Here is an 11,337-nt window from a genome sequence, read left to right on the forward strand (position 1 = left end):
AAGTTCATCCCTGGGTCTTCTGGATAGCTTCGCGAAGCACCTGGCGGTCGTCGAAGGGACGGATCACGCCGGCGATGTCCTGGCCCTGCTCGTGGCCCTTGCCCGCGACCAGCACGGTGTCCCCGGGCTGCGCCCGGCCGACGGCGGCGGCGATCGCGGCGGCCCGGTCCTCGAAGAGCAGCACCTCGCCGCGCTCGTGCGCGGGCACGGAGGCCGCGCCCTGGAGCATGGTGGCCAGGATCGCGAGCGGGTCCTCGGAGCGGGGGTTGTCGGAGGTCAGTACGGCGGTGTCGGAGAGCCGGGCGACGGCGGCGCCCATCGGGACGCGCTTGGTGGTGTCGCGGTCGCCGCCGCAGCCGAGGACGACGTGCAGCTGGCCCTTGGTGACCTTGCGCAGGGCCTTGAGCACCGACTCGACCGCGTCGGTCTTGTGGGCGTAGTCGACGACCGCCAGATACGGCTGCCCGGCGTCCACCCGCTCCAGGCGGCCCGGCACACCCGGTACGGCGGCGATGCCGTCGGCGGCGGCCTGCGGGTCGAGACCGGCGGCGGCGAGGGCGACGACGGCGGCGAGGGTGTTCGCCACGTTGAAGGGACCCGGCAGCGGCGACCTGGCGGTGATCCGCTCGCCCTGGGGGCCGAGCACGGTGAACGTCGAGTCCATCGGGCCGACCTCGACGTCCTCGGCGCGCCAGTCGGCGTCGGGGTGGCCCTCCGCGGAGAAGGTGATCACCGGGACGGTCGCCTCCCGGGCGAGCCGGCGGCCGTACTCGTCGTCGGCGTTGACCACGCCCAGTTTGCTGCGTTCCGGGGTGAAGAGCTGCGCCTTGGCCCGGAAGTAGTCCTCCATGTCGGAGTGGAACTCCATGTGTTCCGGGCTGAGGTTGGTGAAGACGGCGATGTCGAAGACGCAGCCGTCGACCCGGCCGAGGACCAGGGCGTGGCTGGAGACCTCCATGGCGACCGCCTCGACGCCCCGCTCGCGCATGACGGCGAACAGCGCCTGGAGGTCGGTGGCCTCGGGGGTGGTGCGCTCGGACTTGATGCGCTCGTCGCCGATGCGCATCTCGACCGTGCCGATCAGCCCGGTGGACCTCACCGTCTTCAGACCGCCCTCGACGAGGTAGGCGGTGGTGGTCTTGCCGGAGGTGCCGGTGATGCCGATCTGGAGCAGGTCCCGGCCGGGCCGGCCGTAGATCGTGGCCGCCAGTTCGCCCATGCACGCCCGCGGATCGTCCACGACCAGGACCGGCAGTCCGGTCGCGGCGGCGCGCTCGGCGCCGGTCGGGTCGGTCAGGACCGCGACCGCGCCCAGCCCGGCGGCCTGGGTGACGAAGTCGGCGCCGTGCACGCGCTCGCCGGGGCGGGCGGCGTACAGGTCGCCGGGGCGGACGGCGCGCGAGTCGTGGGTGATGCCCGTGACCCGCGCGGCACTCTCCGGTCGTTCGACACCCAGCTGATCGGCGAGCTCCACGAGGGGTGTGGCGGAGATCTGAACCGGCCTCGGCGGCCCCGGATATGTCACGGAAGCGCCCTTCTGGGTGGTTTGGGACTGATCAGCTTGTGGCACGGCGGTGAGCGTACCGGGAGTACCCGCTCCGGAGCGAAGCGAGGGCCGGGGGGCATCGGGGCTCCCGGGGGCGGGAGTGATCGTTGTCACGGGAATCGTTCCTGGTCAGGGCTTGAAGTCGACGGGCAGGTTCGCGGGCTTGGCGCCGGTCGGCGGGACCTGGAGGGTCTTGAGCGCGAACTCCATCACCTGCTTGTAGATCGGGCCGCAGATCTGGCCGCCGAAGTAGCTGCCCTTCGTGGCGTTCTGGATCGCGCAGTAGACGGTGATGCGCGGCTTGTCCGCGGGTGCGAATCCGGCGAACGACGAGGTGTAGCCGCGGTACCTGCCGGTGGCCGGATCCACGCGGTTGGCCGTGCCGGTCTTGCCGGCCACCCGGTACCCCGGGATACGGGCCTTGATACCGGTGCCCTGCTCGTCGTCCACGACCGACTCCAGCATCCGGGCGAGGGTCTTGGCGGTCTTCTCGCTGATCACCCGGGTCTTCTTGGGCTTCGACGCGGGAGTGAAGCGGCCGTCGGCGCCCTCCTCGCCGCGCACCAGGGTCGGCTGTACGCGGAGGCCGCCGTTGGCGATGGTCGAGTAGACGGAGGCGGCCTGCATGGCGCTGAGGGAGAAGCCCTGGCCGAAAGGAATCGTGTACTGCTGCGACGTCGACCACTTGCCGGCCGGGGCCAGGATGCCCTTGGTCTCGCCGGGGAAGCCGAGTCCGGTGGCGCTGCCGATGCCGAACTTGCGCAGATAGGAGTAGAGGACCTTGTTGGCCTGCGGCTGGGTCCTGCCGAGCTGGCCGGTGGCCAGGATGGTGCCGATGTTGCTGGACTTGGCCAGCACGCCGTTGAGCGTGAGGTACCAGGTCGCGTGGTCGACGTCGTCCGAGAAGAGCCGGTCTCCGCGGTGCAGCCGGTTGGGCACGACGACGTGCGTCAGCGGGGTGGCGGCGTTCTGCTCCAGGACGGCCGCCATCGACATGATCTTGGCGGTGGAGCCGGGCTCGTAGACGTCCTGGACGGCCGCGTTGCCCATCGCCGCGCCGTCGGCCTTCGCCAGGTCGTTGGGGTCGAAGCCGGGCGCGTTGGCCATGGCCAGGATCTCGCCGGTGCGGGTGTCCTGGACGATCACGTAGCCGCGGTCCGCCCCGGACTTCTTCACCTGCTCGGTGATGGCGTTCTGGGCGGCCCACTGGATGTCGCGGTCGATGGTGAGTTCGACGTCGGCGCCGGGCACGGCGGGGGTCTCGGTGGAGCCCGCGGTGGGGACCTGGCGGCCGCCGGACTGGGCGTAGCGGACCTTGCCGTCCTTGCCGGTGAGCCGCTTGTTCAGCTGCTGCTCGATGCCGCCGCCGCCCTTGCCGTCGGCGTTGACCCAGCCCAGTATCCCGGCGGCCAGGCCGCGGTTGGGGTACACGCGCTTGCTGCTGGGGTCGGAGAAGACGCCGGCGAGGACGTTGACGGTGGAGTGGTCCTTGGCCGCCTTCTCGGTGAGCGCGGACCTGATGTCCTTGATCTGGTTCCAGACCTCCGGGGTCTGGCGGCTCGCCAGCTTCACGTAGCGCAGGTTCTTGTTCGCGGGCCGCAGCTTGCGCAGCAGGTCGGCCTGGTCCTGGCCGAGGATCGGGGCGAGCAGGGCGGCCGCCTGCTCGGGGCCGTCGTCGATCTTCAGCTGCTTGCGGCTGAACATCGTGGGGTCGGCCGTGATGTCGTAGGCGTCCTCGCTGATCGCCAGGGCCACGCCGTTGCGGTCGGTGATCCCGCCACGCTCGGCGGCCAGCGTGTGGACGACGTAGCGGTTCTGCTCGGCCTTGGCGGTGTACGCGCTCGCGTCGACGGCCTGGACCTGGAGCAGGCGTACGACGAAGGCGACCAGCACCAGCGTGAGCGCGAGGCTCACCATGCGCAGGCGCGGGCGCGGGCTGCCGAGCCGGATGCTGCGCGCCGCCGGCGGCCGCGACCGGGCGGCCGGCCGGGCCGGGCGCCGGGCCGGCCGGGCACCGGGCCCAGGACGCCCCGCCCCGCCGCCGCCCCCGCCCTTACGGGGACCGGGCGGCTTCACGGGACCGGGCACGCGGCGGCGCGGGGGTTCCCTGTCGGACACTTCCGTCACCTGCCGGGGGTCGAGGTCGTGGACGGCTGGAGGGCGGGGGGCACCGAGGTGGTGGGCAGGGGCCGGGCCTGGGCCGGGGGCGGGGTCGTCGCGGTCTGGGAGGCGGAAGGGGGCGGGGCGGTGGCGGGGGCCATCAGGGGGACGGCGGGGCCGGCGGACTCGTCCGCGGCGGCCGGGCTGGGGACGCCCTTGACGGTGCCGTCGGGATCGAGGAAGGCCGGGTCCCCGCCGGGCACCATGCCGAGGGCGCGGGCGCGGCGCTGGAGGGCTTCGGGGTCGGAGTAGGCGTCGATGTCCCGCTGGAGGGCCTGTTGCTGGTCGGTGAGGTTCTTGGTCTGCTTCTGAAGGTCGTCGAGTTTGAACGACCCCTCGCTGAGCGCCGAGTTCAGCACGAGCAGACCGATGAGACCGCCGCCGAGGAGCAGGACGACGAGGAGCACGAACGGGGTGCGCGCCGCCTGTCCCGGGCCGGCCGGGAAGAGCCGCGCGAGCCGGGCCGCCCGCCCCCTCAGTTCGGGTTTCCTACTCACTTGCCCTCCGGTGAGTTCGGGGAGCCGAACGGCCCGGCTCGCTCACTCGACGTCCTCCCTGATGCGCTCGGCCCCGCGCAGCCGTGCCGGGGCGGCGCGGCGGTTCTCGGCGACCTCTTCCTCGGTGGGAAGTTCGGCACCGCGGGTGAGCAGCTTGAGCCGGGGCTGGTAACGCTCGGGGACGACCGGCAGGCCGGGCGGCGCGGTGGTGGCGGCGCCGGCCGCGAACACCTGCTTGACCAGGCGGTCCTCGAGCGAGTGGTACGACAGGACGGCGATCCGGCCACCCACCGCGAGGGCCTTCACCGCGGCCGGGACCGCCCTTTCCAGGACGGAGAGTTCACCGTTGACCTCGATCCGCAGGGCCTGGAAGGTGCGCTTGGCCGGGTTTCCCCCGGTGCGCTTGGCGGCCTGCGGCAGCGCGTCCCGGATCAGCTCGACGAGCCGCGCGCTGTTGCTGAACGGCTCCTTCTCGCGCTCCCGGACGATCGCGGAGACGATCCGCTTGGCCTGCTTCTCCTCGCCGTACGCGCGCAGGATCCGCACGAGCTCCCCGGCCGGGTAGGTGTTGAGGACCTCGGCGGCGCTCATGCCGGCCGTCTGGTCCATACGCATGTCCAGGGGGGCGTCCTGGGCGTAGGCGAAGCCGCGGTCGGCCTCGTCGAGCTGCATGGAGGAGACACCTAGGTCGAACAGCACGCCCTGCACGCGCGGGATGCCGAGCCGGTCGAGCACCGCGGGCAGCTCGTCGTACACGGCGTGGACCAGGGCCGCCCGGTCCCCGTACGGCGCCAGCCGCTCACCGGACAGGCGCAGGGCCTCCTTGTCGCGGTCGAGCGCGACGAGCCGGGCCTCGGGGAACCTCGTCAGCAGCGCCTCGCTGTGGCCACCGAGCCCGAGGGTGCAGTCGACGACCACCGCTCCCGGCCGCTCCAGGGCGGGCGCCAGCAGGTCCAGGCACCGCTGGAGCATCACAGGGACGTGTCGACTCTGGCTCAAGGGGGCCTCTCATGTGCGGCGCGGGCGTACGCACCGCCGGGTCCCCGCCCGCTCGTGAAGGGGAGGCCTGCCGGCGCCGGAGGCGTCAGCCGGCCGAGAGCGGGAGGAGGCCGGGCCGTGCGTACGCGCCGCGCGGGTAGATCAGTCCAGCAGGGAGAGCGTCGCCTCCCGCTTCGCGTCACTTTAGTCCACGGTGTCGCGCGGTCAATCAACCGGCCTGCGCGTCGCGTACCGCATCCCGGGCGGGGGCACAATTCGAAAGGAATCACCCGTTCGGCCCAGTTTTGCCCTCCGTGTGGGTTAGCTCACAACAAGCCACAATGACGTTCTTTGTCCCCTCCCACAGCAGGCCACCTGAGCTGCGCACTTGTAACGTCATGACTATGACGACTTCCGCAGCAGCTCCCACTGGACCCGAAGGCGCCATAACGCGGGGCAGGGTCACCGACCGCCTCGTGGAGGCCAATACGCGGTATGCCTCCGCGTTCACCGATCCCGGCATGGACGCCCGCCCGGTCCTGCACGTCGCCGTGGTGGCCTGCATGGACGCCCGGCTCGACCTGCACGCCGCGCTCGGCCTCGAACTCGGTGACTGTCACACCATCCGCAACGCGGGCGGCGTGGTCACCGACGACGTGATCCGGTCCCTCACGATCAGCCAGCACAAGCTGGGCACGCGCAGCATCGTCCTCATCCACCACACCGGCTGCGGCCTGGAGTCCCTCACCGAGGACTTCCGCAACGAGCTGGAGATGGAGGTCGGCCAGCGCCCGGCATGGGCGGTGGAGTCCTTCCAGGACGTCGACCAGGACGTACGCCAGTCGATGCAGCGGGTGCGCACCTCACCGTTCCTGCTGCACACCGACGATGTGCGCGGCTTCGTCTTCGACGTCAAGACCGGCCTGCTGCGCGAGGTCGACGCGGCCTGACCGGACCGCCCGCCCCGGAATCACCCCGCCGCCCGACATCGAAAGTCCGGTCGAAAAGGTTGTAAGACCGACATAGTGCGGGCAGTTGTCCACAGTCGGATGACACGAAACGGTAACGGCAGCAAGAATGCGGGGTGTGACGTCACGCGGAACCCTTTCCGTGTGGTGTCCGTGTTTCGGGGTGGGCCACGCAGAGCGCCGGCCCGAGTAAGAACGGGCCGAGGAGGGCCGGGTGACGACCTATGACGATCGAGCGAGCCTCACAGATCTGACCGCCACTGTGGAGCGGGTCCGCAGTTCGGTGGAAGGAGTGATCGAGGGCAAGCCCGAGGTCGTACGGCTTTCGCTGACCGTACTGCTCGCCGAGGGACATCTTCTGATCGAGGACGTTCCCGGGGTCGGCAAGACGATGCTGGCCAAGGCGCTGGCGCGGTCCATCGACTGTTCGGTGCGGCGCATCCAGTTCACGCCCGACCTGCTGCCCTCGGACGTCACCGGCGTGTCCATCTGGGACCCGCAGCGCCGGGACTTCGAGTTCAAGCCGGGTGCCATCTTCGCGCAGATCGTGATCGGCGACGAGATCAACCGCGCCTCGCCCAAGACCCAGTCCGCGCTGCTGGAGTCGATGGAGGAGCGCCAGGTCACGATGGACGGGCAGACCTACGAACTGCCCAGCCCCTTCATGGTGGTGGCCACGCAGAACCCGGTCGAGATGGAGGGCACCTACCCGCTGCCCGAGGCCCAGCGCGACCGCTTCATGGCCCGTGTCTCCGTCGGTTACCCCAGCGTCGAGGCCGAGTTGCAGATGCTGGACGTGCACGGCGGGGCCTCGCCGCTGGAGGACCTCCAGCCGGTCGCGCACGCGCACGAGATCGTCAAGCTGATCGAGGCGGTGCGCGGCGTCCACGTCGCCGGACCGGTCCGGCGGTACGCGGTCGACCTGGTCGCCGCCACCCGCACCCACCCCGACCTCAGACTCGGGGCCTCCCCGCGCGCGACGCTGCACCTGCTGCGCGCGGCGAAGGCGTCCGCCGCCCTCAGCGGGCGGGAGTACGCGCTCCCGGACGACGTACAGGCCCTCGCCACGGCCGTGCTGGCCCACCGGCTGCTGCCCACCGCGCAGGCCCAGCTCAACCGGCGCACCTCGGAGCAGGTCGTGCAGGAGATCCTTCAGCACACACCGGTGCCCGCGGCGGCGCCGCAGCAGCAGAGCGGCCTCGGGCTCGGCCGGGGCGTGCCGGACTATCCCTCGCAGCCCCCGCGGAGGCTGTGATGACCGCCGGGGGGACGGGGCAGGCGGAGGCCGACCGCGGGGAGCAGGGCGGCATCCGTACGGCCCTGGCCGGGCTGACCACCCGCGGCCGGTCCTTCCTGGCCGCCGGTGTCGCCGCCGTGATCTGCGCGTTCGTCCTGGGCCAGAGCGACCTGCTCCGGGTCGGGGTGCTGCTGGCCGCCCTCCCGCTGATCTGCGCGGCCGTGCTCTACCGCACGCGCTACCGGGTCGCGGGCAGCCGCCGGCTCTCCCCCTCGCGGGTGCCCGCCGCCAGCGAGGCCCGGGTGCACCTGCGGGTGGACAACGTCTCACGGCTGCCCACCGGCCTGCTGATGCTCCAGGACCGGGTGCCCTACGTCCTCGGTCCGCGGCCCCGCTTCGTCCTGGACCGGGTGGAGCCGGGCGGCCGGCGCGAGGTGTCCTACCGGGTCCGCTCGGACCTGCGCGGCCGCTATCCGCTGGGCCCGCTGCAACTGCGCCTGACGGACCCCTTCGGGCTGTGCGAACTCACCCGCTCCTTCTCCTCGTACGACACCCTGACGGTGATCCCGCGCGTGGAGCCGCTGTCGCCGGTGCGGCTGAGCGGCGAGGCCAAGGGGTACGGCGACGGACGGCAGCGCTCGGTGGCACTGGCGGGCGAGGACGACGTGATCCCGCGCGGATACCGCCACGGCGACGACCTGCGCCGGGTGCACTGGCGCTCCACCGCGCGCTACGGCGAGCTGATGGTGCGCCGTGAGGAGCAGCCGCAACGCTCCCGCTGCACGGTGCTGCTGGACACCCGGGGCATCGCCTACGCGGGCGCCGGCCCGGACTCGGCCTTCGAGTGGGCGGTGTCCGGCGCGGCGTCCGTGCTGGTGCACATGCTCGAACGAGGCTTCTCGGTACGGCTGCTGACGGATACCGGCAGCTCGGTGCCCGGCGAGGGGGCCGACGGGTTCGCCGGCGCCAGCCAGGAGACGGCGGACGCGGCCGGGATGATGATGGACACGCTCGCGGTGATCGACCACTCGGACGGCGCGGGCCTGTCCCGCGCGTACGACGTGCTGCGCGGCGGCAACGAAGGGCTGCTGGTGGCGTTCCTGGGCGACCTCGACGAGGAACAGGCGGCGGTGGTCGCCAAGATGCGCCGGCGCAGCGGCGGTGCGATCGCCTTCCTGCTGGACGGCGCGTGGCTGCGTGAGACGGCCGATGTGCCCGGCCCGGCGGAGCCGCACAGCGAGAGCGCGCGGATGCTGCGCGAGGCGGGCTGGACCGCCGTGAGCGTCCCGCGCGGCACCTCCCTGAACGACCTGTGGCGACAGGCGGACCACGACCGCCGGGACATGGCCGCGGTGAGCGGTGGGGAGGCACTGTGAGGACCGGCTGGGAGGAACTGTCATGAGCGGGCGCGCTCGGCTGGCCCTGTTCGCCGCGGCGGCCACGCTGATGGTGTCGTGTGCGCTGCTGCCCCTGGTGGACGGGCCGGCGTGGCTGTTCCAGGCGGCCGTCCTGGTGGCGGTGCAGACGGGCGTGGGCGCGGCGACCCGGCGGGTGCCGCTGGCCCGGCCGCTGACCGTGGCGGCGCAGGCCCTGGTGACTCTGCTGCTGCTGACCCTGCTCTTCGCCCATGAGCAGGCGGTCGCCGGGCTGATTCCCGGCCCCGAGGCCTTCCGGCATCTGGCCGACCTGCTCCAGGAGGGCTCGGACGACGTCAGCCGGTACGCGATACCCGCGCCGCTGACCGACGGGATCCGGCTGATGCTCGTCGGCGGCGTCCTGGTCATCGGCCTGCTGGTGGACACCCTCGCGGTGACCTTCCGCAGCGCGGCCCCGGCCGGTCTGCCGCTGCTCGCCCTGTACTCCGTCGCCGCCGGGCTGTCCGACGGCAAGTACGACTGGCTGTGGTTCCTGATCGCCGCCGCGGGTTATCTGCTGCTGCTGCTCGCCGAGGGCCGCGACCGGCTCTCGCAGTGGGGCCGGTTCTTCGGCGGCCAGGCGCGCACGCCCGGCGAGACACGGGACGGGACGGTGGCGCCGGTCCGTACGGGGCACCGCATCGGCGTGGTCGCGCTGGGCGTGGCCCTGCTGGTGCCGTGGACGCTGCCCGCGATGAGCGGCGGCCTGCTGGACCCGGCCGGGACGGGCATCGGGGCGGGCAACGGCTCCGGCGGCACGATCTCCGCGGTGAACCCGCTGGTGTCGTTGCGCGACAGCCTGAACGTGGACCAGGACCGCGAGGTGCTGTCCGTGAAGACGAGCACCAACGACATCTCGGACCTGTACCTGCGGATCGTCTCCCTGGACGACTTCGACGGCACCACCTGGAAGCCGTCCCAGCGGCACATCGTCGGCGTGCCGAACCAGTTCCCCACGCCGATCGGCCTGAGCCCCGAGATCAAGCGCGGCAGCGTCCGGACCACGGTCACGGCGGCGGACTGGTACGCCCAGGACTGGCTGCCGATGCCGTACCCGCCGAGCAGCGTGCGGATCGGCGGCAACTGGCGGTACGAGCCGGTCGGCATGACGCTGGTCGGCGACCACGGCCAGACCACGCGCGGCACGACGTACTCGGTGACCAGCCTGGACGTGCAGCCGACGGCCGAGCAGCTGACGGCGGCCAAGCAACCGCCGGCGGCCCTGGCGCGGGAGTACACCAAGGTGCCGTCCTCGCTGCCCAAGGTCGTGGCGAAGACCGCCGAGGAGGTCACCGCGGGCGCGGCGAACCACTACGAGGAGGCGGTCAAGCTCCAGGACTACTTCGCCGTGACCGGCGGCTTCCAGTACGACACCCAGGTGGAGGTCGGACGGGGCCCGAACGCCATAGCGAACTTCCTGAAACGGAAGCAGGGCTTCTGCGTGCACTTCTCCTTCGCGATGGCCGCGATGGCCCGCACGCTGGGCATCCCGGCCCGGGTCGCGGTGGGCTTCGCTCCCGGGTCGCCACAGGCGGACGGCTCGGTGTCGGTCGGCCTGAAGGACGCGCACGCCTGGCCGGAGCTGTACTTCGAGGGCGTGGGCTGGACCCGCTTCGAGCCGACCCCGACCCGGGGCACGGCGCCCTCGTACACCCAGTCGGACACGCCGGGCAGCAGCCTTCCGGACCAGGTGCGGCCCTCGCAGACGGAGAGCGCGGCGCCCGTCGTGCCGGTCTCCCCGAGCGAGAGCTGCACGGTCAAGGAGCGCAAGCTCCAGGCGTGCGACAGCCCGTCCGCGCAGGCCGCGCTCCACGAGCAGCCGCGTCCCCGGCCGTGGTGGGTGGACACGCTGTGGGTGCTCGGCGGACTCGCCGTCGCGCTGGTGCCGTTCACGCCGATGCTCTGGCGGGCCCGTCTGCGCGCGGTACGGCTGGGCGCGCACGCCCGTACCGAGGAGGGCGCGGCGGCGCACACACTGGCGGCCTGGCGGGAACTGACCGACACCGCTTGGGACTTCGGCATCCTGCCGGACGAGTCGCAGACCCCCCGCGGAGCGGCCGCCCGGATCGTCCGGCTCGGGCATCTCGACCCGGTGGCCGGGGCGGCGGTGCACCGGCTGGCGGACGCGGTGGAGCAGGTCCTCTACGCACCCCGGCCGCGCCCGGTGGCGGGGCTGGCGGAGGACGTGCGCCGGGTGACCGCCGCGCTGGAGACCACGGTGGGCCGCGGTACGCGGTTGCGGGCGTTGTTCCTGCCGCGCTCGACGGTGCAGGTGCTGTGGGCGGTGTCGGCGTGGTGGACGTCCGTCGGGGCGAGGGCCACGGAGGCCCGGCCGACGCTGCGCAGGGCGCCGGGCCAGCAGGGCTGAGTCCCTGAGGCCTGAGGCAGGTACGCCACGGGCCTCGCGGCATGCCTGAGGGGGGGGCCCCCGGGGGGGGGCGCCCCCCCCCCCCCCCCCCCGGCCCCCCCCCCCCCGGGGGGGCCGGGGCGGCCCGGGGGGGGGGGGCCCCCGGGGCGCGAGCAAGCGGGAGAGAAC

Annotated in this window: 8 protein-coding genes; 4 read left to right on the top strand and 4 right to left on the bottom strand. The window is 72.7% G+C overall.

What is annotated here, in order from left to right:
* Positions 1–4: 4 nt before the first annotated feature.
* From ABZ915_RS33560 to rsmH, 4 genes are read right to left on the bottom strand one after another with little or no spacing between them, the layout of a single operon-like run.
* Positions 5–1,660 carry a UDP-N-acetylmuramoyl-L-alanyl-D-glutamate--2,6-diaminopimelate ligase gene (locus tag ABZ915_RS33560; protein WP_361811047.1) on the bottom strand — a complete coding sequence of 552 codons (1,656 nt, stop codon included), beginning with the start codon at positions 1,658–1,660 and terminating at the stop codon, positions 5–7.
* 15 nt (positions 1,661–1,675) lie between these two features.
* On the bottom strand, positions 1,676–3,664 hold the full coding sequence (locus tag ABZ915_RS33565; RefSeq protein WP_361811049.1) for a penicillin-binding protein 2: 1,989 nt from the start codon (positions 3,662–3,664) through the stop codon (positions 1,676–1,678).
* A gap of 5 nt (positions 3,665–3,669) precedes the next feature.
* A complete protein-coding gene (locus ABZ915_RS33570; protein ID WP_361811051.1) occupies positions 3,670–4,203 on the bottom strand; it encodes a septum formation initiator family protein in 534 nt (177 codons plus the stop codon).
* A 42-nt stretch (positions 4,204–4,245) separates the two neighbouring features.
* Positions 4,246–5,202: a 16S rRNA (cytosine(1402)-N(4))-methyltransferase RsmH gene (gene rsmH / locus ABZ915_RS33575; RefSeq protein ID WP_361811053.1), complete on the bottom strand. Its 957-nt coding sequence runs from the start codon at positions 5,200–5,202 to the stop codon at positions 4,246–4,248.
* Between the two features lie 383 nt (positions 5,203–5,585).
* Here rsmH and ABZ915_RS33580 point away from each other — a divergent pair, with 383 nt between their 5' ends.
* The 4 genes from ABZ915_RS33580 to ABZ915_RS33595 all read left to right on the top strand — a co-directional run bounded on the left by ABZ915_RS33580 (position 5,586) and on the right by ABZ915_RS33595 (position 11,169).
* A complete protein-coding gene (locus tag ABZ915_RS33580; protein WP_361811055.1) occupies positions 5,586–6,131 on the top strand; it encodes a carbonic anhydrase in 546 nt (181 codons plus the stop codon).
* Positions 6,132–6,363: 232 nt separating this feature from the next.
* Positions 6,364–7,404 (top strand): MoxR family ATPase, encoded by a 1,041-nt coding sequence (locus tag ABZ915_RS33585; protein WP_361811057.1) that lies wholly within the window; start codon positions 6,364–6,366, stop codon positions 7,402–7,404.
* Complete coding sequence (locus ABZ915_RS33590) at positions 7,404–8,762, top strand: DUF58 domain-containing protein (RefSeq protein WP_361811059.1); 1,359 nt, start codon at positions 7,404–7,406, stop codon at positions 8,760–8,762. Before ABZ915_RS33585 ends, ABZ915_RS33590 begins: the two co-directional genes overlap by 1 nt.
* A 22-nt stretch (positions 8,763–8,784) precedes the next feature.
* Positions 8,785–11,169, top strand: a complete 2,385-nt coding sequence (locus tag ABZ915_RS33595) for a DUF3488 and transglutaminase-like domain-containing protein (RefSeq protein ID WP_361811061.1) — start codon at positions 8,785–8,787, stop codon at positions 11,167–11,169.
* Positions 11,170–11,337: the final 168 nt, after the last annotated feature.

The organism is Streptomyces sp. NPDC046915, assembly GCF_040644935.1.
Taxonomy (GTDB): Bacteria; Actinomycetota; Actinomycetes; order Streptomycetales; family Streptomycetaceae; genus Streptomyces.

What these genes read in the sequence shown, in the direction of transcription:
- ABZ915_RS33580 (WP_361811055.1), top strand. Translation starts at nt 5,586, where the DNA reads ATGACGACTTCCGCAGCAGCTCCCACTGGACCCGAAGGCGCCATAACG.
- ABZ915_RS33590 (WP_361811059.1), top strand. Translation starts at nt 7,404, where the DNA reads ATGACCGCCGGGGGGACGGGGCAGGCGGAGGCCGACCGCGGGGAGCAG.
- ABZ915_RS33595 (WP_361811061.1), top strand. Translation starts at nt 8,785, where the DNA reads ATGAGCGGGCGCGCTCGGCTGGCCCTGTTCGCCGCGGCGGCCACGCTG.